Genomic DNA, 24,405 nt, shown 5'->3' with positions numbered 1-24,405 from the left:
CAATCTTACAAAAAGCATTGCAACAAATCGTTTAAAAACAACCGTCCCCGTTCGGTCGGGCGGAACACGGTCGGATCGGTTGCCAACAAACCTTTTTGTCTTGCCGTTTCGATTTGCGCCATGATTTTGGCGGCGGGTACGCCTGTGCGTTCCTGCAACATTGCGGCGGGTACGCCGTCGGTCAGGCGCAGGGCGTTCATCATGAATTCGAACGGCAAATCTTCGGCGGCGACGGTTTTGCGTTCGACGGCAACACTTGGCTGACTTTGCATTAAGGCGAGGTAGTCGTTGGGATGGCGGCGGCGGACGGTGCGCTCGATGCGGTCGGGGTAGGAGATTTTGCCGTGCGCGCCCGCACCTATGCCCAAATAATCGCCGAACTGCCAGTAGTTCAAATTGTGGCGGCACTGCATGGCGGGTTTTGCAAAAGCCGATGTTTCGTAGTGGATAAAACCAGAGTCCTCCAGCGCGCCGTGTACCGCGTCTTCGATGTCCAATGCTGCTTCGTCTTGCGGTAAACCTTTCGGCGGCGTATGGCCGAACGGCGTGTTCGGCTCCATGGTCAGATGATACGCGCTGATGTGGGCCGCGCCCGTGGCGATGGCGGTTTGCACGTCATCCAAGGCCGTCTGAACGGTCTGGTTCGGCAGGGCATACATCAAGTCGATATTGACTTTATCAAATAATTTCAAGGCGGTAGCTATGGCGGTTAAGGCTTCTTTGCCGTTGTGGACGCGCCCCAGCCTTGAGAGCATATCGTCGTTAAAACTCTGCACGCCAATAGAAAGCCGCGTGATACCCGCATCTTTAAACCCTTGAAACTTCTCGATTTCAAACGTCCCCGGATTGGCTTCCAAAGTAATTTCCGCCTCCGGCTGCAAACGCAACAACGAACGCACGCCGCTCAACAAACGGTCAATCGATTCCGCCTGAAACAGGCTGGGCGTACCGCCGCCGAAAAATATCGTTTCCACCGGCCTGCCCCAAATATTGGGCAATTCGAGCTGCAAATCGGTCAGCAGTGCGTCGATATAGGCGGCTTCGGGCAATCCGTTTTTCAGACTGTGGGAATTGAAGTCGCAATACGGGCATTTTTTGATGCACCACGGGATGTGGATGTAGAGCGACAAGGGCGGCAGGGCGGTAAGCTGTCCCGCTTGGGGGAAGGTGATTTGGGTCATGGTGTGTTTTGGGGATTGAGGTCGTCTGAAATTTTTTCAGACGGCCTATCGATTGATTTATAGGGCTTCAATTTTTCTCAATAATTCCCGCAACGCCTGTCCCCTGTGGCTTTCGGCGTTTTTGATTTCGGGGGCAAGCTCGGCGGCGGTGCAGTTGTGTTCGGGCAGGTAGAAATGCGGGTCGTAGCCGAAGCCGTTGGTGCCTGCGGCTTCTGTCTGCCATTGTCCGTGCCAGATGCCTTCGGCGATGATGGGCTGCGGGTCGTTTTCGTGGCGGACGAGGACAAGGACGCAGGCATAATAACAGCTTTTGTCGGCTTTGTCGGCGAGGTCGTCTGAAAGGCGTTTGTTGTTGGCAGCATCGGATTTGGGGTTTGCTCCGGCATAGCGGGCGGAGAGGATACCGGGTGCGCCGTTTAATGCGGCGGCGCAGATACCGGAGTCGTCGGCGAGCGCGGGCAGGCCGCTGTGTTTGGCGGCGTGGCGGGCTTTGGCGAGCGCATTTTCGACGAAGGTGCGGTACGGCTCGGGGCATTCGGGCGTGTCGAACTGGGATTGCGGCAGGACTTCGATGTTCAAATCGGCGAAGAGGCGGGAAAATTCTTTGAGTTTGCCTGCGTTGCCGCTGGCGAGGACGATTTTGTCGAACATGGGTTTTCCTTAATGGGGTTCGGTTTGTTGTTCGCACATGATTTGTGCGCGGGCTTTATGGCGGATGTAGAGGGCGAGGCTGCCGATTTGGGCGAAGACGGCGCCGAAGGCGAATAGGAAGGCGGCGACGGCGAATTGTTTGCTTTGGATGGAAAGCAGGTAGGCGCCCAACGTTACCAATGCGATGAAGAGCAGGGTGAAGAGGACGGTCAGAATGAGGAAGGTTCGGCGTTTGGTCATTGGTTTTGTTTGTTTCTTTTAGATTTCAGGTAGCCTTAACGGCAGATGGGGGAAGCTTGCTTCCGCTCACAGCCGCACATTGTGGCAGGCTTCGTACACTGGCAGCAGGCGGTGCAGGGTTTCGACTAGCCAGGTCGCGCTGCCAGCCGTTGCACCAGCGTTCGATATGCGGCGGGGCAAAGCCCGCGCCCAGTTGTGAGGCTACCTGTAAAACCAACGTGCGCCACACTTGCCACGCGGCTTTGTAGTCGGCCTTGCTTGGTTTGCGCTTCGGTTTCGGGCTGGTATTGGCGGATTTGGGCGAACTGGAAAAATGGGCGTTGGAATAGGTCGCAGCTTTGCGGGGTGAGCATGATGGTTTGGCGGGGCATGAAAAAGGGAGAGGCTACCTGAAAAATAGATTTTCAGGTAGCCTCAAACCGGTTTGGCATGCATCCGAAACGGAAAATTTGAGCGGTTACATACCTTGGGTTGGTGGCAGTGTTATTTCAACTTGGCTGCCAATTTGTCGAATTTTTGTTTGATGTCGGCCTTGAAGGCTTCCACTTTCTCTTTGCGCTCGGCTTTGCGCTGTTTTTTCCACGCTTCGTGTGCCTGACGTGCCACTTCTTCCTGCGCTTCTATTGCTGCCAATACGTCCTGTTGGGCAACGGCTGCATCTTGCCGGAGAATAACGGTTTTGAAACGGTGGAAGAAGGCATCCAATACAGCTTCGTCGGATTCTTGCGCCAAAATAATGATTGCAGTACTGCCGTTATCCAGTTTTTTGGCTGTATTTTCCAGCAACAACCCCTCTCCCAATGTTTGGGCAGTGCCTGCATCACTGCCGATGAGTGCGCCAGTAGCTCCACCCAACAGAACACCGATAGGACCGCCGAGAATGCCGACCAGTGAACCAATGAGGCCGCCCGTCCATGTGCCTTCGACCGTATTGGCGGTAAAGTCGGTGCTTTCTGCTGGGATAATCAGACCATTTTCCTTTTTAATCAAAACGGCTTGTGCCACCAAAGCATCTGTTGTCTGCGAGTAAGCTTTCAATTCAGAAAAGGCTTGATAAGCTTCGCTGGAGATGTTGAATAAGGCAACGATGATGTTTTGTTTCATAAGTCTACTCCCGTGGGTTGAAAGATTTAAGAACATACAAGTTGTATGCGGTGTCAGTGTAAATTGCAAGGGGGGGGGGAGCAATGCGGCAAACAGAACTTTACCTATGTAAAGCCTGTAGAACCGGCAAACGGATAACGAACAATACCCAGCCTTAATGGGATTCGGTTTGTTGCTCACGCATGATTTGTGCGCGGGCTTTGTGGCGGATGTAGAGGGCGAGGCTGCCGATTTGGGCGAAGACGGCGCCGAATGCGAACAGGAAGGCGGCGACGGCGAATTGTTTGCTTTGGATGGAAAGCAGGTAGCCGCCGAGCATGATGAGCGCGATGAAAATCAGGGTGAAAAGGGCGGTCAGCAGCAGGTAGGTTTTTTGTCGGTTCATGATTGAAAAGGTGAAGGTGAATGAGGCGGATTATAGCGCAGGCTGTTGTTTGAAATTTGAAAAAAGTATCCCGCGGATTTTGTTGTGATACACATTTTGTCAGGCAAACTGTGTGAACAGCCTGTGTATAAATCGGTTTGACGATTGATATACAAACAAAAAATCATGTTGCTTAAAAATGATGCACATCCGGCAAGGTCGTCTGAAACGGAAGCCGCTTTTCAGACGACCTCTAACATTTCCCTGTATAATCACGCTTTTGTTCAAAAGCTTGTACTTTCTAATATGATTTATCCGTGGCATCAAGACCAGTGGCGGCAGCTTGCCGACCATTGGGAAAACCGTCCGAACGCTTGGCTGTTTACCGGCAAGGAAAACACCGGTAAGACAGCGTTTGCGCGGTTTGTGGCACAAGCTTTGCTGTGCGAATCGCCTCGGGAAGATCATCAGCCTTGCGGCGTATGCGCTTCATGTCATTTGTTTTTGCAAAACAGCCATCCCGATTTTTACGAACTCACTCCTGAAATTCCCGAAGACGGTGCGGTCGGGCGAAAATTGTTGCAGATTAAAATCGATGCCGTGCGCGATATTGTGGAAAATATTTATCTGACGGCTGTGCGCGGCGGATTGCGGGTGGTATTGGTGCATCCTGCTGAAAGTATGAACGTGCAGGCGGCAAACGGATTGCTCAAAGCTTTGGAAGAACCGCCGCAACATGTTGTTTTTTTGATGGTTACGCATGCGCGTGATAAGCTTCTTCCGACCATTAAAAGCCGTTGCCGCCAGATGGTTTTGCCCGCACCTTCGCGCGATGAAGCTTTGGCATATCTTCGGAAAGAGGGTGTAGGTGATGCGGAATCTCTGCTGGCTTTCCACAGCGGCGCGCCGTTGTTTGCCCGTACGCCCGAAATGGATGACTTGCGCGAAGAACTGCTCACTTTGCTTGCCGCCCCGCGACTGTTGACGATACTCGACTACGCCGCTGCGTTTGACAAACACAAACAGCCGTTGGCAGTCTTCATCGATTGGATGCAGAAATGGCTGTTGGATGTCGGCTTGGCGCAACAACAAATGCCGCCGCTTTATTATCCCGATTACGCGCAGGCATTGTCGCAGACGGCTTCCAAAACCGATCCGCGCCGCCTGTTTGCGCTGACGGGTCGTCTGAACGCACTCAGCCCTTACGGATACCACACCTTGAGTGTTAAAATGCAGCTTGAGTATCTGCTGACTGAATATCTCGAATTTTGGCAAAACAAATAATCAGATAAGGTAAAACAAAATGGTAAACAACAATAAAGACATTCCGGCGAAAATGATGGCGTTGCAGCTTAAAGACCCGACTCTGCTCTACAACTGCTATATGCCGTTTCTCGAACACGGCGGACTTTTCGTTCCGACCGAAGACGTATTTTCATTAGGCGAAGACATCCTGCTCGCCGTTGAAATCGCCGATTACCCCAAACGCTTCCTGCCTACCAAAGTCGTCTGGATCAATCCTGCCCGTACTTCCGCCCACCGTCCTAAAGGCGTTGGACTGGCATTTTCCGAACACGAGAGCTGCCTTCAGGCGAAAACCCTGATTGAAGGCGAGCTGGGACCTAAACTGCGCAGAGACCGCGTTACCTTTACGCTTTAAAATCATGCATTTAATCGATTCGCACTGCCACCTCAATTTCGAAGGCTTGAGCAACCGCCTGCCTGAAGTGCTTGCCAATATGGAAGAACAAAGCGTCAAGCAGGCGCTTGCCATCAGCGTAAGCAAACAGAGTTTCGCCGAAGTCTTCGACATTGCCCAAGCTAATGAACAGATTTACTGCACCATAGGCGTCCACCCCGACAGCCAAGAAGCCGAAGAATTTACCGTTGCCGAAATGGTTGAAGCGGCAAAACACCCGAAAGTCGTCGGCATAGGCGAAACGGGCTTGGATTATTACTGGTGCAAAGGCGATTTGGCATGGCAGCACCGCCGCTTCGCTGAACACATCCAAGCCGCCAACGAAAGCGGTTTGCCCGTGATTGTCCATACCCGAGATGCCGCCGCCGATACTTTGGCGATTCTGAAAGAAGGTCAAACCAACTCGGGCGTTATCCACTGCTTCACCGAAGATACCGCTTTCGCCAAAGCCGCTTTGGATTTAGGGCTATACATTTCCTTCTCCGGCATTGTTACCTTCAAAAATGCCCCGCAAATTCAGGAAGCTGCCAAATACGTCCCTGTAGATCGAATGCTGGTTGAAACCGATGCCCCGTTTCTCGCTCCGGTTCCCAAACGCGGTAAGCCTAACGAACCTTCCTATGTCCGTTACACTGCCGAATTTGTGGCGAAACTGCGCGGCGAACCCGTAGAAACGCTTGCTGCTTACACCAGCGACAATTTCTATCGTCTGTTCAACAAAGTACCTGACATCCGTGTTTGATTCGAATGGAACAAAGGTCGTCTGAAAATGTTTCAGACGACCTTTTTGATGTTTGAAACCGTCAAACGGCTTATTTGTCGTGCCGCACCATCTTCGGCGCGTAGCGTCCGGCGCGTTCTTTGAGGCGTTTGACCAGGCCTTCGGTGGTGGTCGGTACGCCGTCGGTACAGAATGCTTGGTAGAGAACGGCACGCATCGCGTCGTTTTTGTTGAAGGTCGAGCCTATGGGTTTCCATTCGGCTTTGCGCGGCTCGATCCAGCGGCGGTTGACGGTGTCGCCGTAGCCGAACACTTTATAAGACGAGCGTTTGTCTTTGCCGTATGTGAAGGAAGAGCGGGCGCAGAAGAGGCCTTCGACGGTCAGGTTGTCATGACCTTTGTCGGAACGGACGTTGAGGATGTAGCGGATGCTGCCGTCGGGAGAGGGCATGATTTGCAGGCTGCTGAGGAGGATTTTGGGCTGCTTGCCGTAGTCTTCGCTGACGTAGAGGTCGAACCAGTCGCCGGATTGGGTGTCGGGCAGGGGCGGGAGCGCAGTTTTTTGTTCGGCGAACTCGCGGGCTGCGGCTTCTTCGGGGCTTTCTTTGTAGCGTGTGTTGAAGGGGGTATCTTTTTCGCTGAATCCGGCGGCGTTGACTGCCGTGGCGGCGAGGCAGAGGGTCAGGAGGGCGAGACGGCGCATGGTGTGCTCCAAAGTGAAAAACGGCTTTATTTTATGGGTTCGGCGGGGTGGGGTGCAAGTAAGTACGGTATAATTCATGTTAATCCTGTTAACGGAACATCGGAAACTATGAACGCACACACCTTAGACCTGAAGGGGCTCAGATGCCCTTTGCCGATTTTGAAAACCAAAAAAGCGTTGGCGCAAATGGAGGCAGGCGAAGTCCTGACCGTGTTGGCGACCGACGGCGGCGCGCCCGGCGATTTTGAGGCTTTCTGCCGCCAGACCGGGCATGTTTTGCTCGAATCGCGCGAAGAAGACGGCGTGTTCACGCTGGTCGTGAAACACAAATAGAGGTCGTCTGAAAATGGCGAAACGTCCGATTTCAAGACTTTTGACGCTTGCTGTTTTCTCCGTTTTATTGACGGCGTGCGGCAGGGAGGAAGTGCCGCCCGAGCAGATGGCGGATCGTGCGAACGCAGCGGCGGAATTGTTCCGTCAAGGCTGCGTCGCTTTTGACGGGGCTGCCGATAAAGTGCGCTCTTTTGCCGATAATGAAAAGTTGACGGCTTTGAACGCGGAAGAAATCGGCAGGCTGCCCGCAGGCTTCGTCGAGCCGGATGCGCTTGCCGTTTGGAAGAAAACGCAGGACGGCGCGGATTATTATTTGAGCCTGACCGGCGACAGTTGCAGCGTGAAGACGACGCGTGCGGACGAAACCTTGATACGCAAGCAGTTTATGGTATTGGTCGAAAACCCGCCGAAGGGTTTGAACAACGAATTGCGTACCGACCAAGCCTCCGAATCGCCGAGTCCGATCCGTCAGTTGTCCTACGCGTGGCGCACGCCGGGCAGCTCGGAAGAAACCCTGCTGACCGTCAAAACCACCCCATCCGACCAGTTGCCCGTGCAGGCGGTGTTTTACCTGACGCATCAGTCCTACAACGGCAAACCTGTCCTTGTGCAATAGCCTTTTCAGACGAGCTTTGGGGCTGTCGCCATTCAATAGTTTCCGTGTCTTTTTATCCTCAAAGCGGCATCTTCCACGTTGGAAATCCTCACAAGGTGTCCAACCTTGTTGCGGTTTCCGCCTTGAATCTTCCGCTTTGTGAACAAAAATCCACTGGGAAAATTAAATGTTGACAGCCCCTAGGAAACATCAAGGGGTCGTCTGAAACCTAAAAATCTAAAAAGGAATACCCATGCAAACCCTGACCATCATCCGCCCCGACGATATGCACCTGCACCTGCGCGACGGCGACGCGCTCAAAGCCGTTGCCCCCTATACCGCCCGCCAGATGGGGCGCGCCGTCATCATGCCCAACCTCAAGCCGCCCGTCGTCAGCGTAGCCGACGCGCTTGCCTACAAAGCGCGCATCATGGCGGCATTGCCCGAAGGCAGCGCGTTTGAGCCGTTGATGACGCTCTACCTGACCGACCAAGCCACGCCCGAGCTGGTGCGCGAAGCCAAAGCCGCCGGCATCGTCGCCTTCAAACTCTACCCCGCAGGCGCAACGACCAATTCCGATTCCGGCGTAACCGACCTGTTCAAACTCATTCCCGTTTTGGAAGAAATGGCAAAACAAGGCATCCTGTTCCTCGTTCACGGCGAAGTAACCGACTCCGAAATCGACATTTTCGACCGCGAAGCCGCCTTTATCGAGCGCGTGATGAAACCCGTTTTGGCGCAAGTGCCGAATCTCAAAGTCGTGTTCGAACACATCACCACCGCCGAAGCCGCCCGCCTGGTTTTGGAAGCAGGCGACAACGTTGCCGCCTCAGTTACCCCGCAACACCTCCTGCTCAACCGCAACGACCTCTTGGTCGGCGGCGTACGCCCCCATCATTTCTGCCTGCCCGTACTCAAACGCGAAACCCACCGTCAGGCATTGGTTGCCGCCGTTACCGGTGAGAAGGCGCATAAATTCTTCCTCGGCACCGACTCCGCGCCGCACGCCAAGTCCGCCAAAGAAAACGCCTGCGGCTGCGCCGGTATGTTCAGCGCCATGACCGCCATCGAGCTTTACGCCGAAGTGTTTGAAAAAGCAGGCGCATTGGACAAACTCGAAGCCTTCGCCTCGAAAAACGGCGCAAGGTTCTACGGCATTCCCGAAAACGCCGACACGATCACCCTCGTCAAACAAAGCCAAACCGTCCCCGCAAGCGTCCCCTACGGCGACGGCGAACTCGTCCCAATGCGCGCGGGCGGCGAGATAGGCTGGACAGTCAAATATTGAGCCGAACCTGATTGAACTGACGTATGAAAATGCCTGCCCGAAAAAGGGCAGGCATTTTGGTTTGATGGTGAATTCAAATGGGAAATATTCAATCATCGTCATTCCCGCGCAGGTGGGAATCTTGAGGTTTGGATTTACAGTAATCTTTAAGTATAGTGGATTAACTTTAAACCAGTACGGCGTTGCCTCGCCTTGCCGTACTATTTGTACTGTCTGCGGCTTCGTCGCCTTGTCCTGATTTAAATTTAATCCACTATATTTCTGAAATGCAGAGGTCTGGATTCCCGCCTGCGCGGGAATGACGGTAATTGGTTAGTATTCGTATACAAAAGAACGCAAAAAGGTTGTCTGAAAACAGGTATAGAGTGGTTCGCTAAATCGTTTTCAGACGACCTTAAATCAACGGACTGTTCAACACTATCTATTCTTCTTTTTGGAAAACGTGGTTGCGGTGATACTCGAAATATTTTTTGCTTTTCGGTCGAATTTTCAATTTCATATCGGAAGAAATCCCAAGCCGCTTTTGATTTTTCAGATCGATTTTCGGACTGATTTTTATCGTACCGTCGGTCTCAAACGTAATCAGACCGCTATCGAATAATGCGTCGATATTGGGTGCGAGCATCAGACCATTGGAGGGGTCTAGACGCTCTTCATTGTTGCACTTGCTCCAAGGTTTAATATGGCTGGCAATAAGTAAAGACTGAACATCTAGACCTGTTAGCGGGCAGTTCGGATACAGTTCGAGTAGTTTTTGCCGGAATCTGCCTTGCCCTAAACGGGCTTTGATCAAAGTTTCAATTTCGGTTCGCTTGTTTGAATTGGTCTCGGAGGCTAAACGTTTTTCGAGTTTGTATATATCAGATTTTAAGGATAGGGCAGAAGTTACCTGAAAATTTTGTATTCCTGTGAGCTGTTCTACCGGTAATCCTTTTTCCTTACAGATTCTGCATGGATTTAGCCCTTTTTGATATTTGACCCAGCTCCATTGTTCAAGTTCTTCAATTGAGTTTGAGCAAACTTTGAAATAGTCTCCAGTTGTACTGCTTCCCGGCTTTTTATTCAGTTGGCTACAATTAGCAAAATGTATCCGAGGATGACTTTCATGAATATTAGAAGGGTCTTGACGTCGATGTATATTTAATACAAATCCCTTTGGGTTTTCATCAATCCATTCAATAAATTCATCATCATTCGGCATGTTTTTAAAAATTACTATGTCAGACATAAGATTCTCCAAATCTTTTCTATAAATTCAATTAAATTTGTTTGTATATATAGGTTCGGGACAAAAAAATCTAGGTCGTCATTCCCGCGCAGGCGGGAATCCAGAAGTTTGGATTTACAGTAATCTTTAAGTATTTCTGAAATACAGAGGTCTGGACTCCCGCCTGCGCGGGAATGACGGCGGTCGGCTCGTTCTTATACGCAAAAGAACATATAAAGGTCGTCTGAAAACGAATATAGCAGAATCCGCTAAATCGTTTTCAGACGACCTTTTCTTTAAAGCCGAATCAAATCAGCCTGCGGGTTAACCCAAAGCCTTCCTTGCTCCGGCGAAGAGGCGGTACCAGCCGGACAGTTCCGTCCAGTCTTCCGGTTTCCAGCTCATTTGCGCGGCGCGGTACACGCGTTCGGGGTGGGGCATCATGATGGTAACGCGGCCGTCGGCGTTGGTAACGCCGGCGATGCCTTGCGGCGAGCCGTTGGGGTTGAGCGGGTAGGTTTGGGTAACCTGGTTTTGTCCGTCGACGTATTGCAGCGCGATGCCGAGGCCGTCTGAAATTTTGCCGCCGTGAAGCGCGAAGTCAGCGCGGCCTTCGCCGTGGCTGACGACGACGGGCAGGCTGGAGCCTTGCATTTCGTTCAGGATCAGGGAGGCTGATTTGGGGACGTGAACCATGCTCAGGCGCGCTTCGAACTGTTCGCTCAGGTTGCGTTTGAACTTCGGCCAGCCTGCCGTGCCGGGGATGATTTCGGCGAGGTTGCTGACCATTTGGCAGCCGTTGCACACGCCCAATGTCAGCGTGTCCTGGTCGGCGAAGAAGGCGGCGAACTGGTCGCGTAAGGCGGGGTGGAACAGGATGGATTTCGCCCAGCCTTCGCCCGCGCCGAGTACGTCGCCGTAGCTGAAACCGCCGCACGCCGCCAGCATTTTGAAGTCGGCAAGGTTGAAGCGGCCTGCCATCAGGTCGGACATATGCACGTCGTAGGCATCGAAACCAGCACGGGTAAACGCGGCGGCCATTTCGATTTGGCCGTTTACGCCCTGTTCGCGCAGGATGGCGATTTTGGGTTTCGCGCCGCTGTTGACGAAAGGCGCGGCGATGTCTTCGTTTACATCAAACTTCACGTCGGCAAACAATGCGCTGCGTTCGTTGTCGCCAATCAGGGCAAACTCACTGTCGGCGCAGGCAGGGTTGTCGCGCAGACGTTGAATGGCGTGGCTGGTTTCCTGCCATGCGCGTTGCAGGTCGGTAAGGGATTGATTGAAAATTTCTTCTCCTGCATTGATGACCATATGGCCGCTGTCGGCAAACTCTCCCAAATAGTGCAGCGTGAGATTCAGTTTCTCGCACAAATTGAAAATATATTCGTGGTCGGCAGCGTGAACAGCAATAACGGCTCCTAATTCTTCGTTAAACAGGGTAGTTAGGACAAATTTTTGCCATTCTTGAGACGAGTAATACTCGTTTTGAACGTTAATATTTTTACTTACCATTGTCAGCAGGTCGAGATTCATGCCACGGCGAGAAGCAAATGCCATTTCTGCCAGAGTCACAAACAAACCGCCGTCGCTGCGGTCGTGGTAGGCCAGCAACTTATCTTCTTGAACGAGTTGCTGAATTAACTGATAAAACGCTTTCAGATGGCCTGCATCAATATCAGGTGCTTCGCCACCGCTTCGGTTATACACTTGAGCCAGTGCAGACCCACCCATACGGCACTTGTTGTTGCCTAAGTCAATCATCAGCAGAATAGTGAATGAATTGGCATTGTCTTTTAATACGGGCGTAACGGTTTTGCGTACGTCTTGAACTGGCGCGAACGCGGAGATAATCAGGCTCAACGGCGAGACGACAGATTTTTTCTCTTCGCCGTCCTGCCACACGGTTTTCATTGACAGGCTGTCTTTGCCTACGGGGATGCTCAGATCCAATGCCTGACAGGCTTGGGAGACGGCTTCGACGGTGCGGTAAAGTTTTTCGTCTTCGCCTTCGTTGCCGCATGCCGCCATCCAGTTGGCGGAAAGCTTGATGTTGCCGATGTCGCCGATGTTGACCGCCGCGATGTTGGTGATGGCTTCGCCGACGCACATTCTGCCCGAAGCAGGCGCATCAAACAGGGCGACGGTCGGTTTTTCGCCCATAGACATCGCTTCGCCGCGATAGGTGTTGAAACCCATCATGGTTACGGCGCAGTCGGCTACGGGGGTTTGGTATTTGCCGACCATTTGGTCGCGGTGGGTCATGCCGCCGACGCTGCGGTCGCCGATGGTAATCAGGAAGTTTTTAGCGGCTACGGTAGGCAGGCGCAGAACGCGGTAGGCGGCTTCAGTGATGTCGATATTGCCCGCGTTAAACGGTTTTTCAGACGACCTCACGGTTTTGTCGCTGCGCGTGGTTTTGGGCGGTTTGCCGAGCAAGACGTTCAGTGGCAAATCGACGGGGTTGTTGGAGAACAAGTCGTCGCGCACTTTCAAATGGCCGTCGTCGGTCGCCGTGCCGACCACGGCAAACGGGCAGCGTTCGCGTTCGCATATGGCGCGGAAGATCTCCAAATCTTTTTCCAAAATCGACAATACATAACGCTCTTGTGATTCGTTACACCAGATTTGCAACGGGTTAAGACCGTGTTCTTCCAGCGGCACTTCGCGCAGTTTGAATACCGCGCCGCGTCCGGCATCGTTGACGAGTTCGGGGAAGGCGTTGGACAGGCCGCCCGCGCCGACGTCGTGGATGGAGATAATCGGGTTTTTGTCGCCGAGCTGCCAGCAGCGGTCGATGACTTCCTGCGCGCGGCGTTCGATTTCAGGGTTGCCGCGTTGCACGGAGTTGAAGTCCAAAGAGGCGTCGTTTGTGCCGGTATTCATCGAAGAAGCCGCGCCGCCACCCAAGCCGATGAGCATACCCGGGCCGCCCAGTTGGATCAGCAATGCGCCTTCAGGGATTTCGTCTTTGTGAGTTTGTTGTGCCTGAATGCTACCCAAACCGCCGGCAATCATAATCGGTTTGTGATAGCCGCGAACCTGACCGTCAAATTTTTCTTCAAAAGTGCGGAAGTAGCCCAAGAGATTTGGACGGCCGAATTCATTGTTGAACGCTGCGCCGCCGATCGGGCCTTCAATCATGATGTCTAAAGGAGAAGCAATATGGCCTGGTTTGCCGTAGGCTTGTTCCCAAGGCTGCTCCAAGCCAGGGATATTCAGGTTGGAGACGGTAAAGCCGGTCAAGCCTGCTTTCGGACGTGAGCCTTTGCCTGTTGCGCCTTCGTCGCGAATTTCGCCGCCCGCGCCCGTCGCCGCGCCTGCAAACGGCGCAATGGCGGTCGGATGGTTGTGCGTTTCCACTTTCATAATGATATGCGTGTCTTCCTCGTGGAAACGGTAGCCTTGGTTTTCCGCCGCATTCGGATAGAAACGCTCGATTTTCGTGCCTTCGATCACGGACGAATTGTCTTTATAGGCGACAACCGTGCCTTCGGGATGCGCGTTGTGCGTGTCGCGAATCATGCCGAAGAGCGATTTCGGCTGTTTTTCTCCGTTGAGGATGAAATCGGCGTTGAAGATTTTGTGGCGGCAGTGTTCGCTGTTTGCCTGCGCGAACATCATCAGCTCCACATCGGACGGATTGCGCTGCAAAGCCTGATAGTTTTCAACCAGATAATCGATTTCGTCGGCAGAGAGTGCCAAACCCATTTCGGTATTGGCTTTGACCAAAGCCTCTTTACCGCCGCCCAAAACATCGACGGTAGAGAAGGTTTCGGATTCGAGATGGTGGAATAATTTGGAGGCCGTCTCAAAATCAGGCAGTACGGATTCGGTCATGCGGTCGTGCAGCAAAGCCGCCCATTGCTGTTTCTCATCGTCGTTCAGACGACCTTCCAGCCACACCGCCATGCCGCGCTCAATGCGCTCTATGCCTTCCAAACCGCAGTTTTCCGCGATATTGGTTGCCTTGGAAGCCCACGGCGAAATCGTACCCAAACGGGGCGTTACCAAAAATAAATGCAAGCCCTCGCGCGCTTCGGGCGTTTCTTCAACGCTTTGCGCCGCCAACAAGGCTTGCAGTTTTTCAACAGTCGCAGCATCCAGTGCTTTCTCGCTGCCGACAAAATACCAAAATTCGCTTTTCAGTTTTACTTCGGGCAGACCGAGTGCGGCCGCTTTTTGCAAGAGTTTTTCAACACGGAAATCGGAAAGGGCGGTAACGCCGCGCAAGGGCAAAACAACAGACATGATTCAGCTCTCAAAATGCGGTTGGGAAAGGCTGTATTATACGCCGAATGGGTCTGGGTTGCTTGGTAATTTGGGTGAAAATGTTGACAATTTTTCAGACGACCTGTGGCTGGGGGAAACGTAGGGGTCGTCTGAAAATATTAAGGGATAAGGGTTTTATCTGTTTTTCTGATTTCCGTCGCAAGTCGGGTATGTGAAAAATTGAAGGAAGTAGAAGGAAGCAACTGTTTCCGTATGTCTTTATGTCAAATACCGTCATGCCCGCATCGCTGAGTGAAACGTACCGCTTATCGTTTCCCTGCTGCTTCTGTTATATTTGCCGTTTGTTCCTATCTAATCGGAGTGTGCCATGAAAAAAATCGAAGCCATCATCAAACCCTTCAAACTCGACGACGTGCGCGAAGCCCTTACCGAAATCGGCATCACCGGCATGACCGTCAGCGAAGTTAAAGGATTTGGCCGTCAGAAAGGGCATACGGAAATCTACCGCGGCGCGGAATATGCCGTCGATTTTCTGCCCAAAGTTAAAGTTGAATTGATTATTGCCGATGAAGATGTCGAAAGAGTGATTGACGTTATCATCGAAAACGCCCGTTCCGGCAAAATCGGCGACGGCAAAATCTTCGTGCTGCCTGTGGAAGAAGCCATCCGCATCCGTACGGGCGAACGCTCCGAAGCGGCGATTTGACGGTTTTTAGACGACATTGGGGGTGTTTAAGGTCGTCTGAAAGGCTTTCTGGCTGTCCATCAATCGTTGTTTCCAATATAATTCCGTTTTCAAATCCCATACGGAACAGGCCGTCTGTTTTCAGACGACCTGTTTCTTTATTTCCGCTTTTTTTAAAGTTCTACAAACACTTATGCTGCTCGACCTCAACCGCTTTTCCTTTTCCGTCTTCCTGAAAGAAGTCCGCCTGCTGACCGCCCTTGCTCTGCCCATGCTGTTGGCGCAGGTCGCGCAGGTGGGCATCGGTTTCGTCGATACCGTGATGGCGGGCGGTGCGGGTAAGGAGGACTTGGCAGCGGTGGCTTTGGGCAGCAGCGCGTTTGCTACGGTTTATATTACGTTTATGGGCATTATGGCGGCGCTGAACCCGATGATTGCTCAGCTTTACGGCGCGGGTAAAACCGGTGAAGTGGGCGAAACGGGGCGGCAGGGGATTTGGTTCGGGCTGTTTTTGGGGATTTTCGGCATGGTATTGATGTGGGCGGCGATTACGCCGTTCCGCAACTGGCTGACCTTGAGCGATTATGTGGAAGGCACGATGGCGCAGTATATGTTGTTTACCAGTCTGGCGATGCCGGCGGCAATGGTACACCGCGCCCTGCACGCCTACGCTTCCAGCCTGAACCGCCCGCGCCTGATTATGTTGGTCAGCTTCGCGGCGTTTGTGTTGAACGTGCCGCTGAACTATATTTTTGTTTACGGCAAATTCGGCATGCCCGCTTTGGGCGGCGCAGGCTGCGGACTGGCGACGATGGCGGTGTTTTGGTTCAGCGCGCTGGCGTTGTGGATTTATATCGCCAAGGAAAAATTCTTCCGCCCGTTCGGACTGACGGCGAAATTCGGCAAACCGGATTTGATGGTGTTCAAACAGATTTGGAAAATCGGCGCACCCATCGGACTGTCTTATTTTTTGGAAGCCAGCGCATTTTCGTTTATCGTTTTTTTGATTGCGCCTTTCGGCGAGGATTATGTGGCGGCGCAGCAGGTCGGCATCAGTTTGTCGGGGATTCTCTATATGATTCCGCAAAGCGTCGGCTCGGCGGGGACGGTACGCATCGGCTTTTCATTAGGACGGCGCGAATTTTCGCGGGCGCGTTATATTTCCGGCGTGTCGCTGGTGTCGGGCTGGGTGCTCGCCGTGATTACCGTGTTTTCCTTGGTATTATTCCGTTCTCCGCTGGCAAGCATGTACAACGATGATCCGGCGGTTTTAAGCATCGCCGCCACCGTCCTGCTGTTCGCCGGCTTGTTCCAACCGGCAGACTTCACCCAATGCATCGCGTCCTACGCCCTACGCGGTTATAAAGTCACCAAGGTGCCGATGTTTATCCACGCCGCCGCCTTCTGGGGCTGCGGCCTGCTGCCGGGCTATCTGCTCGCCTACCGTTTCGATATGGGCATTTACGGCTTCTGGACGGCATTGATTGCCTCGCTCACCATCGCCGCCGTCGCCTTGGTGTGGTGTTTGGAATTGTGCAGCAGGGAGATGGTCAGATCGCATAAGGTCGTCTGAAAACTCCGCCGATTAAAATATCGAAACAATGGGCTAAAGCCCGCCACTAACAATACCTATTTTAAAGTTTAAACCCATGCAACCCATCCAATACCAAACCGACCTCACCCCCTACAACACTTTCGGTCTTCGCGCCCAAGCCCAAGCCTTTATCGCGCTCGAACACGCTGACGAGTTGCGTGACGTCGTCCGACTGCCCGAGTTCGACCGCAATACCGTTTTATGGCTCGGCGGCGGCAGCAACATCCTTTTAATGCAGGATTACGCCGGACTGGTCGTACATATGGAAAACAAAGGCATACGCGAGATTGCGCGTTCAGACGGCCTCGTTTACATCGAAGCGCAAGCAGGCGAAATTTGGCACGATTTTGTCCTGCACACTGTCGCGCTGGGCTTGAACGGTCTGGAAAACCTGAGCCTGATTCCGGGTACGGTCGGCGCGTCGCCCGTTCAGAACATCGGTGCATACGGTGTGGAGGCTAAAGACGTGATTCACAGCGTGCGCTGTTTCGATTTGGATACGGAAACCTTTGTCGAGCTTTCCAATGCCGACTGCCGCTTCGCCTACCGCGAAAGCCTGTTCAAGCAGGAAGGCAAAGGGCGTTATGTGATTGTTTCGGTCGTGTTCTCCCTGAAAGAGCGTTTCGAGCCGAATTTGGGTTACGGCGATTTGGCGGCCGCCGTTGCCGAACTGAGCGCGGGCAGAATGCCGACGGCGAAAGACGTTTCCGATGCAGTGTGTGCAATCCGCAACAGTAAACTACCTAATCCTAACGTACTTGGTAATGTCGGCAGTTTCTTTAAAAATCCCGTCGTCAGTGCAGAAAAAGCTGCTTCCCTGTTGCAGCAGCATCCCGATATGCCGCGCTATCCGCAGCCCGATGGTTCGGTCAAGCTTGCGGCAGGCTGGCTGATCGACCAATGTCGTCTGAAAGGCTTCCAAATCGGCGGCGCGGCGGTACACGACAGGCAGGCTTTGGTTTTGGTGAACAAAAACAATGCTTCTTCAGACGACGTCCGGCAACTGGCGCAACATGTCTGCGATACAGTATTTACTCGATTTCAGGTAGAATTACACGCCGAACCCAATTGGCTGCCCGCTTCGTACAGCCTGTAAATCCAAGGAGTATGCCCGTGACCCGCATTGCAAAAACCAATACTTACACCCGCATCATCGACGCCAGCCTGACGCTCTTCAACGAGGAAGGCGAGCGCAACATCAGCACCAACCATATCGCGGCGCATTTGGGCATCAGTCCGGGCAATCTTTATTACCACTTCCGCAACAAAGACGAAATCATCGTCCAACTATTCAAACGTTACAGCGAAGCCCTGCTGGCATACCTGAATGAAGCCGTGTTGCCGTCCGATGTGGAAGACTCCATCAACTATATGGCGGGCATTTACGACGTCATGTGGGAATACCGCTTCCTTTTCAGCGACGTGAACACCCTGCTTGCGCGCAGTGCCGAACTATTGGGCGAACACAATACCTTCACCCAAGCCAAAGTCTCCCCGCTCTTGGTCAACCTGCTCACCCAGCTCAACGGCCTGCACATCATCCAAGCCGACCAAACCGCCATGAACGACCTCGCCGTCAATATGTGGATGGTCACGAAATACTGGTTCGACTTCGACAGCTCCCTACGCGGGCGTACCAAGCTGACCGAAGACTCCAAAGCACGCGGCATCCGCCGTACCTTAAGCCTCCTGCGCCCCTACCTCTTGCCGGAACACCGCGAGGAATACGACCGAAGAATTACAGCGGCAGCCGATATTTTGACATCATAATCATTGGGGCAAGGTTAAAGGTCGTCTGAAAAAAGATGATGCGGCAAATCTCTGCCTGAGTATCCATGCCTAGTTGCCAATATCTAAAAAACATCTCAATTCGATTACAAACAGGAAAACTGATGAAAACCTTGAAATTTACCAAAATGCACGGTTTGGGCAATGATTTTATGGTGGTAAACGGTATCGGGCAGGATTTTGATCCGCTGACTGCGCCGCTTGCTGAATGGTCCGACCGTTTTAGAGGGGTGGGCTTCGATCAGTTGCTGTTGGTGGAAAAGCCTTCTTCCGATGCGGTGGATTTCCGTTATCGTATATTCAATGCGGATGGCAGCGAGGTGGAGCAGTGTGGCAACGGTGCGCGCTGTTTTGCCCGATTTGTGACGGATAAAGGCTTGACCGATAAAAAGGAAATTTTGGTTGAAACGGCTAAGGGCGTGATTATTCCCAAGCTGTTGGACAACGGTTTGGTGACCGTGAATATGGGCAAACCGCGCTTTACGTCGTCTGAAATTCCGTTTGTACCGGTTCCTGACGAAGCAGATGATGCTTTGACGCATATGGTGATGGTCGGTTTGGAAACGGTGCAGATCAGTTGTGTGAATATGGGCAATCCTCATGCTGTGATTGTGGTGGAGGATGTTCAGACTGCGCCCGTGGCTCATTGGGGTGAAGCGATTGAGTCGCACGAACAGTTTCCAGAACGTGTCAACGTCGGCTTTATGCAGATTGTCGATAGGGAATCTATCCGCCTGCGCGTATTTGAACGCGGCGTGGGTGAAACGCAGGCTTGCGGTACGGGGGCTTGTGCGGCTGTGGTTGCGGGCGTCCGGTTGGGGCTGTTGGCGGAAGGCGTGCCTGTGAAGGTTTCGCTGCCGGGCGGGGATTTGTTTATTACTTGGTCGCATGGTGAGGACGTTTTGATGACCGGGCCTGTTCAAACGGTTTTTGAAGGCGAGTTGCAGTATTCATGATTTGGACGAATTTGGATTTTCTCGCCGTTGTTGCTTATGGGCTGGTGTTTTTTGGATTGATTTTCCGCGCTGAAATGTTCCAGTGGTTTTGGGCTTCGGTTGTTTTGTGGCTGGGCGTGTCGACTTTGGGATCGCAGCTTTTGCCGGGAATGTGGGGGATTACCCATGTCGGTCCGTTGTTTGTCCCGCATTTTTATCTGACTTTTGCCAGTGTGTTTTTCTTTGCTTTTCATTGGAAAAAGCAGGCGGATACTGGTTTTTGGCAGGCGGATTTGCAGCATCCGTTTTTGAGCGTGTTTGCCGTCAGCAATGTATTGATGACTTTGGCTTTTGTGTCGATTGCCGCGATATTGTATTTTCTGATGCCGGGCCGTTCTTTGGCTTTTACGTTTCCGGCTTTGTTGAAACTGTACGCGCTCAAGCCTGTTTATTGGTTTGTTTTGCAGTTTGTCATGATGGCGGTTTTTTATCTGCACCGCAGAAGTATTGCCAAGCAGTCGCCGGCGGTGTTCAGTAAAGCGCAACTCAGACTGGGCTGGCTGATGGCTTTGGTCATGCAGACTTTAGTCACGGGGGCGATAGTCGGAGAAATCGGACTTCATTAGGGCGCATCAAGCCAAACAACCAAAAGTTATAAATAAAGAAACATTCGATATTGGTTTTTCAGACGACCTGTCTTTAATATACAGGTCATATCACATCAAAATCTGGAGTAGAAAATGAAGATTGCAAACAGCATCACCGAGCTGATCGGCAACACCCCTTTGGTCAAATTAAACCGTCTGACTGAAGGTTTGAAAGCCGAAATCGCCGTCAAACTGGAATTTTTCAATCCCGGCAGCAGCGTGAAAGACCGCATCGCCGAAGCGATGGTTGAAGCCGCCGAAAAAGCGGGCAAAATCGGTAAGGATACCGTAATTGTGGAAGCGACCAGCGGCAATACGGGTATCGGTTTGGCAATGGTGTGCGCGGCGCGCGGCTACAAGCTGGCAATCACGATGCCTGAAAGCATGAGTAAAGAACGCAAAATGCTGCTTCGTGCGTTCGGTGCGGAATTGATTTTGACTCCTGCGTCCGAAGGTATGGCAGGGGCGATTGCAAAAGCACAAGCCTTGGTGGACGAACATCCCGATACTTATTTCATGCCGCGCCAATTCGATAACGAGGCGAACCCGCAAATCCACCGCGAAACGACCGCCGAAGAAATTTGGCGCGATACTGACGGTAAAGTCGATATTTTTGTGGCGGGTGTCGGTACGGGCGGTACGGTTACCGGCGTGGGCGAAGTGTTGAAAAAATACAAACCCGAAGTCAAAGTCGTTGCCGTCGAGCCTGAAGCTTCTCCGGTTTTGAGCGGTGGTGAAAAAGGTCCGCACCCGATTCAAGGTATTGGCGCCGGCTTTATCCCTACCGTGTTGAATACCAAAGTATATGACAGCGTTTCCCAAGTTCCGAACGAGGCGGCATTTGAAACCGCCCGTGCGATGGCGGAAAAAGAAGGTATTTTGGTCGGTATTTCTTCCGGTGCGGCAGTATGGAGCGCGCTGCAGCTTGCCAAACAGCCTGAAAACGAAGGCAAACTGATTGTCGTGCTGCTGCCTTCTTATGGCGAACGCTATCTTTCTACGCCTCTGTTTGCCGATTTGGCATAATAGGGTTGGGAGAAGATAAGTGATAAAAAAGACCGCTTCGGCGGTCTTTTTTGCGGTCTTGCGGCATGATGTGGCGTAAAAATGGATTTAAACCACCATATCGTGTAAAGATTGGAATGTAAGGCGAAAGTTGTTGTAATTCAGTCAACAGAAAAAGTCAGATTGATATAGAATTTGGTTATCTGGATAATCCTGATTATAATGGTAGACATGAAAAAATATATCCCCATCTTATTTGCGTTGGCGGCACTTGCCGGTTGTGAGACCATTTATGTCCCAAGCTTGCAAGAAGTGCCTGTCCGTCCGACTAATGTTAAGCCTAATGTTAAAACGACTAAGGGCGAAAAATCTGCGGCGTTCAGTTTGGCTTCTTCGCATTGGAGTGATGTTTCAAAAATCCGCGATGAGGCGACGCGTTTGAGCTATCAGGTCAGCCAAGGAAAAATGACCAAAGTTCAAGCTGCCCAATATCTGAACAAGTTCCGTATCCAGCTTGTCGGCCGTAATGTCGTGGATGACAGCGTATATGAGGTTTATCTGCGTTCTGCCGTTGACAGCCAACGAGGCGAAATCAATACCGAACAATCCAAGCTGTATATCCAAAACGCTTTGCGCGGTTGGCAGCAACGTTGGAAAAATATGGGCAACAAGCCTTCCAATCCGGCGTTTACCAACTTCCTGATGGAAGTGATGAATATGACTCCGTTGAAATAAGTTTCACATTTCAAACAAAAGGTCGTCTGAAAATTTTCAGACGACCTTTTGTTTTGGATGTGGATATTTATGATGTCTTACGCAGTAGCTTTGCAGTTGCTACTTTTGCCCGTTCTTTAATGTCTTCGGTCAGGTAGGTTTTCATCTGGCTATACACCAAAGTAATGACGGCAATGTCGTCGCTGAATCCCAAAGGACCCAGCAAATCGGGGATGCTGTCGATAGGACTGAGGAAGTAAACCAATGCGCCGACAATAATCATCTTGGCGCGTCTAGGCGTATGTGGGGAGTCCCAAAGATAATACAGCGCATACAACTGACGGACGATGGGTTCACCCAATCGACCTGCAAAACGAGCGAGTTTGTTGAGAAAGCCCGTTTTGTCCAAATTGCGCCTTCTGAATTTTGGGATAAAGTTTTCCGGATCGGAAGATTGGGTGTATTGTTTTTCTTCGGAATGTTTCATAACAAGCCTCGCAATAATTGAGTGGAAAGGGTTTGCCGTAATGCGGGCACAGTATAAAGCGGAGTAAGGCAAAGAAATGTCAGTTTTGCCTAAACGAGGCAAAAATTATGGTTGACTACTTCTTTATCGTAGCTGTTTCATATTATAAATAAATATTATTTCGATTAATGGAAAAGATAGAAAAATCAAATGGCTTTGATAGCTAATAACATCTTAAAAATACTCGATTTACTCCCCATATTGTTTAGAATACAAAGGAGTTTTTGACATAAATTTGGCAAAAAAGGAGATATAAATGAAATTTAAAACGCTATTAGCTGTTGGCATCAGTGCAATCTGTGCTGCAGGAATCGTCAACGCGCATGAACACAAACATGACCATATGACACCTGCTGGTGCTTCTATTAAAGTGAAAGTGCAACAACTTGACCCGGTTAATGGTAATAAAGATGTAGGCACTGTAACGATTACCGAATCCAAGTACGGTTTGGTCTTTACGCCAAACTTGAGCGGATTAGAAGCTGGACTGCATGGCTTTCACATTCATCAAAACCCAAGCTGTGAGCCGAAAGAAAAAGATGGTAAACTGACTGCAGGCTTGGGCGCCGGCGGCCACTGGGATCCGAAAGAAACCAAAAAACACGGTTTCCCATGGCAAGATGATGCCCACTTAGGCGATTTGCCTGCATTAACCGTATTACACGACGGTACAGCCACCAATCCGGTTCTTGCGCCACGCATCAAACACCTTAATGAAGTTCGTGGTCATTCTATTATGATCCACGTTGGTGGCGACAATCATTCCGATCATCCTGCTCCGCTTGGTGGTGGCGGTGCGCGTATGGCGTGTGGCGTGATTAAATAGGTTGATTGTTAGAAACAAAAAGTGCGGTTAAAAATGTTGAACGTTTTAACCGCACTTTTATTTGCAATGAGATCTACTTCAGAACTTCAGCTGTGTCATTTAATTTATGAATAGCGTCAATCAGCTGTTTGTCTGAAGCCCGTATCATTCCGCTATGGTTGCAGCGCTGTCTTTTTGAAGGCATTAGTAGAAATCACACCATCGATATGACGTATGACGCAAATCTTTATTCACTAAAATATTGCAGTTTTGTAATAGAAAAATAAGAAGGTCGTCTGAAAAGTTGCCTGTTGAAATTTTGTTTTGAATGCAACGTGTTATCCCATAAGGTTATGGTTGTTTTGCTTGTGGATGCGTTGGTAAATGATATTAATTCATATTTTTATCACAAGAAACAGGATATTAATACTATTTTGATGGTGTGAGATTGTGCGAAACTGATTAAGCGGTAGTGGAAAAAATGTTGGTTTAAGTATTAATAGAGATGTTTATTGTTATTGGTACAGTTTATGATGTTTTTTGGTAAAATTTATTAGATTGTTTATAAATTAGACTGTTCAAAATCGGATAAAACAGGTAAATTATGGTTTATGTAACTCGATGTAATTTGAGTTATTGGTTTTGAGCTGATAAAAAATACAGAGGAACTGGCTATGTCCGTCAAACCGCGTCCTGTCTTTTTGGAGATTCCCAATATTCGCTTGCCGATACCGGGGATTGTCTCCATCTTGCACCGCATTAGTGGGGTAGCGTTATTTGTGATGCTTCCCGTTTTGCTGTATCTCCTGTCCGGTACGTTGAGCCGCGAGTCGGCGTTTGAAACTTACCGTGCTATCGTTTCCAATCCTTTGGTCAAGTTGATTTTAATTGGCGTGTTATGGGCTTATCTGCACCATCTGCTCGCCGGTGTCCGTTTCTTGCTTTTGGATGCACACAAAGGCCTTGAGCTGAATACTGCGCGTAATACCGCCAAATTGGTGTTTGCTGCCGCATTGGTGCTGACCGTCGTTTTGGGAGCGTTGTTATGGTAGAACGTAAATTGACCGGTGCGCATTACGGTTTGCGCGATTGGGCGATGCAGCGTGCGACTGCGGTTATCATGTTGATCTATACCGTTGCACTTTTAGTGATTCTGTTTACCCTGCCTAAAGAATATTCGGCATGGCAGGCATTTTTCGATCAAGTTTGGGTGAAAGTGTTCACTCAGGTCAGCTTTATCGCTGTATTTTTGCATGCTTGGGTGGGTATCCGCGATTTGTGGATGGACTATATCAAACCCTTCGGCGTGCGTTTGTTTTTGCAGGTTGCCACCATCGTTTGGTTGGTCGGCTGCTTGGTGTATTCAATTAAAGTAATTTGGGGGTAA

26 protein-coding genes and 2 pseudogenes are annotated in these 24,405 nt (G+C 51.1%); 17 read left to right on the top strand and 11 right to left on the bottom strand.

The annotated features are described in order from the left end of the window. Window positions 1–5 precede the first annotated feature (5 nt). The 6 genes and pseudogenes from hemW to RSJ68_06850 all read right to left on the bottom strand — a co-directional run bounded on the left by hemW (window position 6) and on the right by RSJ68_06850 (window position 3,561). Entirely contained in the window at window positions 6–1,181 is a 1,176-nt protein-coding gene (gene hemW / locus RSJ68_06875) for a radical SAM family heme chaperone HemW (GenBank protein ID WNU96194.1), read from the bottom strand. A 57-nt stretch (window positions 1,182–1,238) separates the two neighbouring features. Then, entirely contained in the window at window positions 1,239–1,832 is a 594-nt protein-coding gene (gene rdgB, locus RSJ68_06870) for an RdgB/HAM1 family non-canonical purine NTP pyrophosphatase (protein ID WNU96193.1), read from the bottom strand. A gap of 9 nt (window positions 1,833–1,841) precedes the next feature. Continuing rightward, complete coding sequence (locus RSJ68_06865) at window positions 1,842–2,072, bottom strand: NGO_0222 family membrane protein (GenBank protein WNU96192.1); 231 nt, start codon at window positions 2,070–2,072, stop codon at window positions 1,842–1,844. 139 nt (window positions 2,073–2,211) lie between these two features. Further along, window positions 2,212–2,425 (bottom strand): annotated as a pseudogene (locus RSJ68_06860) (HI_0552 family protein). A 130-nt stretch (window positions 2,426–2,555) separates the two neighbouring features. Continuing rightward, window positions 2,556–3,176 (bottom strand): DUF1269 domain-containing protein, encoded by a 621-nt coding sequence (locus RSJ68_06855; protein WNU96191.1) that lies wholly within the window; start codon window positions 3,174–3,176, stop codon window positions 2,556–2,558. Between the two features lie 154 nt (window positions 3,177–3,330). Beyond that, window positions 3,331–3,561 (bottom strand): NGO_0222 family membrane protein, encoded by a 231-nt coding sequence (locus tag RSJ68_06850; GenBank protein WNU96190.1) that lies wholly within the window; start codon window positions 3,559–3,561, stop codon window positions 3,331–3,333. Window positions 3,562–3,846: 285 nt separating this feature from the next. On the opposite strand from RSJ68_06850, the gene RSJ68_06845 reads away from it, so the two are divergent. The 3 genes from RSJ68_06845 to RSJ68_06835 are packed head-to-tail and all read left to right on the top strand — an operon-like array spanning window position 3,847 to window position 5,981. Continuing rightward, window positions 3,847–4,824, top strand: a complete 978-nt coding sequence (locus RSJ68_06845) for a DNA polymerase III subunit delta' (protein WNU98366.1) — start codon at window positions 3,847–3,849, stop codon at window positions 4,822–4,824. Between the two features lie 19 nt (window positions 4,825–4,843). Beyond that, window positions 4,844–5,200: a PilZ domain-containing protein gene (locus tag RSJ68_06840; GenBank protein ID WNU96189.1), complete on the top strand. Its 357-nt coding sequence runs from the start codon at window positions 4,844–4,846 to the stop codon at window positions 5,198–5,200. A gap of 4 nt (window positions 5,201–5,204) precedes the next feature. Then, window positions 5,205–5,981, top strand: coding sequence for a TatD family hydrolase (locus tag RSJ68_06835; protein WNU96188.1), 777 nt, complete (start codon window positions 5,205–5,207; stop codon window positions 5,979–5,981). A gap of 70 nt (window positions 5,982–6,051) precedes the next feature. Here RSJ68_06835 and RSJ68_06830 read toward each other — a convergent pair whose 3' ends face one another. Next, window positions 6,052–6,663 (bottom strand): CNP1-like family protein, encoded by a 612-nt coding sequence (locus RSJ68_06830; GenBank protein WNU98365.1) that lies wholly within the window; start codon window positions 6,661–6,663, stop codon window positions 6,052–6,054. A 108-nt stretch (window positions 6,664–6,771) separates the two neighbouring features. Here RSJ68_06830 and RSJ68_06825 point away from each other — a divergent pair, with 108 nt between their 5' ends. The 3 genes from RSJ68_06825 to pyrC all read left to right on the top strand — a co-directional run bounded on the left by RSJ68_06825 (window position 6,772) and on the right by pyrC (window position 8,879). Beyond that, a complete protein-coding gene (locus RSJ68_06825; GenBank protein WNU96187.1) occupies window positions 6,772–6,996 on the top strand; it encodes a sulfurtransferase TusA family protein in 225 nt (74 codons plus the stop codon). Between the two features lie 13 nt (window positions 6,997–7,009). Next, complete coding sequence (locus tag RSJ68_06820; protein ID WNU96186.1) at window positions 7,010–7,612, top strand: hypothetical protein; 603 nt, start codon at window positions 7,010–7,012, stop codon at window positions 7,610–7,612. A gap of 232 nt (window positions 7,613–7,844) precedes the next feature. Beyond that, window positions 7,845–8,879 carry a dihydroorotase gene (gene pyrC, locus RSJ68_06815; protein WNU96185.1) on the top strand — a complete coding sequence of 345 codons (1,035 nt, stop codon included), beginning with the start codon at window positions 7,845–7,847 and terminating at the stop codon, window positions 8,877–8,879. 147 nt (window positions 8,880–9,026) lie between these two features. Here the strand turns inward: pyrC and RSJ68_06810 are convergent. The 3 genes and pseudogenes from RSJ68_06810 to purL form a co-directional block, all read right to left on the bottom strand. Beyond that, a pseudogene (locus RSJ68_06810) lies at window positions 9,027–9,140 on the bottom strand (IS5/IS1182 family transposase). 160 nt (window positions 9,141–9,300) lie between these two features. Then, a complete protein-coding gene (locus RSJ68_06805; protein WNU96184.1) occupies window positions 9,301–10,107 on the bottom strand; it encodes an HNH endonuclease in 807 nt (268 codons plus the stop codon). Window positions 10,108–10,410: 303 nt separating this feature from the next. Next, on the bottom strand, window positions 10,411–14,337 hold the full coding sequence (gene purL, locus RSJ68_06800; GenBank protein WNU96183.1) for a phosphoribosylformylglycinamidine synthase: 3,927 nt from the start codon (window positions 14,335–14,337) through the stop codon (window positions 10,411–10,413). Between the two features lie 349 nt (window positions 14,338–14,686). Here purL and RSJ68_06795 point away from each other — a divergent pair, with 349 nt between their 5' ends. From RSJ68_06795 to RSJ68_06760, 8 genes are all read left to right on the top strand, one after another. Beyond that, on the top strand, window positions 14,687–15,025 hold the full coding sequence (locus RSJ68_06795) for a P-II family nitrogen regulator (GenBank protein ID WNU96182.1): 339 nt from the start codon (window positions 14,687–14,689) through the stop codon (window positions 15,023–15,025). 172 nt (window positions 15,026–15,197) lie between these two features. Continuing rightward, window positions 15,198–16,577, top strand: a complete 1,380-nt coding sequence (gene norM, locus RSJ68_06790; protein ID WNU96181.1) for a multidrug efflux MATE transporter NorM — start codon at window positions 15,198–15,200, stop codon at window positions 16,575–16,577. 76 nt (window positions 16,578–16,653) lie between these two features. Beyond that, window positions 16,654–17,694, top strand: coding sequence for a UDP-N-acetylmuramate dehydrogenase (gene murB, locus RSJ68_06785; GenBank protein ID WNU96180.1), 1,041 nt, complete (start codon window positions 16,654–16,656; stop codon window positions 17,692–17,694). Window positions 17,695–17,705: 11 nt separating this feature from the next. Further along, window positions 17,706–18,368: a TetR/AcrR family transcriptional regulator gene (locus tag RSJ68_06780; GenBank protein ID WNU96179.1), complete on the top strand. Its 663-nt coding sequence runs from the start codon at window positions 17,706–17,708 to the stop codon at window positions 18,366–18,368. A 122-nt stretch (window positions 18,369–18,490) separates the two neighbouring features. After that, on the top strand, window positions 18,491–19,342 hold the full coding sequence (gene dapF, locus RSJ68_06775; protein ID WNU96178.1) for a diaminopimelate epimerase: 852 nt from the start codon (window positions 18,491–18,493) through the stop codon (window positions 19,340–19,342). After that, complete coding sequence (locus RSJ68_06770) at window positions 19,339–19,947, top strand: hypothetical protein (GenBank protein WNU96177.1); 609 nt, start codon at window positions 19,339–19,341, stop codon at window positions 19,945–19,947. Before dapF ends, RSJ68_06770 begins: the two co-directional genes overlap by 4 nt. 114 nt (window positions 19,948–20,061) lie before the next feature. Further along, window positions 20,062–20,994: a cysteine synthase A gene (gene cysK, locus RSJ68_06765; protein WNU96176.1), complete on the top strand. Its 933-nt coding sequence runs from the start codon at window positions 20,062–20,064 to the stop codon at window positions 20,992–20,994. A gap of 201 nt (window positions 20,995–21,195) precedes the next feature. Next, complete coding sequence (locus RSJ68_06760) at window positions 21,196–21,708, top strand: prokaryotic membrane lipolipid attachment site family protein (protein ID WNU96175.1); 513 nt, start codon at window positions 21,196–21,198, stop codon at window positions 21,706–21,708. A gap of 67 nt (window positions 21,709–21,775) precedes the next feature. Here RSJ68_06760 and RSJ68_06755 read toward each other — a convergent pair whose 3' ends face one another. Then, a complete protein-coding gene (locus tag RSJ68_06755; GenBank protein WNU96174.1) occupies window positions 21,776–22,174 on the bottom strand; it encodes a YkvA family protein in 399 nt (132 codons plus the stop codon). Window positions 22,175–22,469: 295 nt separating this feature from the next. Here RSJ68_06755 and sodC point away from each other — a divergent pair, with 295 nt between their 5' ends. From sodC to sdhD, 3 genes are all read left to right on the top strand, one after another. Next, the gene (gene sodC / locus RSJ68_06750) at window positions 22,470–23,039 is read left to right on the top strand and encodes a superoxide dismutase [Cu-Zn] SodC (GenBank protein ID WNU96173.1); all 570 of its coding nucleotides are present in this window, start codon (window positions 22,470–22,472) and stop codon (window positions 23,037–23,039) included. Between the two features lie 653 nt (window positions 23,040–23,692). Then, entirely contained in the window at window positions 23,693–24,070 is a 378-nt protein-coding gene (sdhC, locus tag RSJ68_06745; protein WNU96172.1) for a succinate dehydrogenase, cytochrome b556 subunit, read from the top strand. Further along, window positions 24,064–24,405, top strand: coding sequence for a succinate dehydrogenase, hydrophobic membrane anchor protein (sdhD, locus tag RSJ68_06740; protein ID WNU96171.1), 342 nt, complete (start codon window positions 24,064–24,066; stop codon window positions 24,403–24,405). Before sdhC ends, sdhD begins: the two co-directional genes overlap by 7 nt.

The sequence above is a fragment of the Neisseria sp. DTU_2020_1000833_1_SI_GRL_NUU_006 genome (assembly GCA_032388755.1).
Lineage (GTDB): Bacteria > Pseudomonadota > Gammaproteobacteria > Burkholderiales > Neisseriaceae > Neisseria > Neisseria sicca_C.
This window is presented reverse-complemented; position numbering and strand designations above follow the sequence as displayed.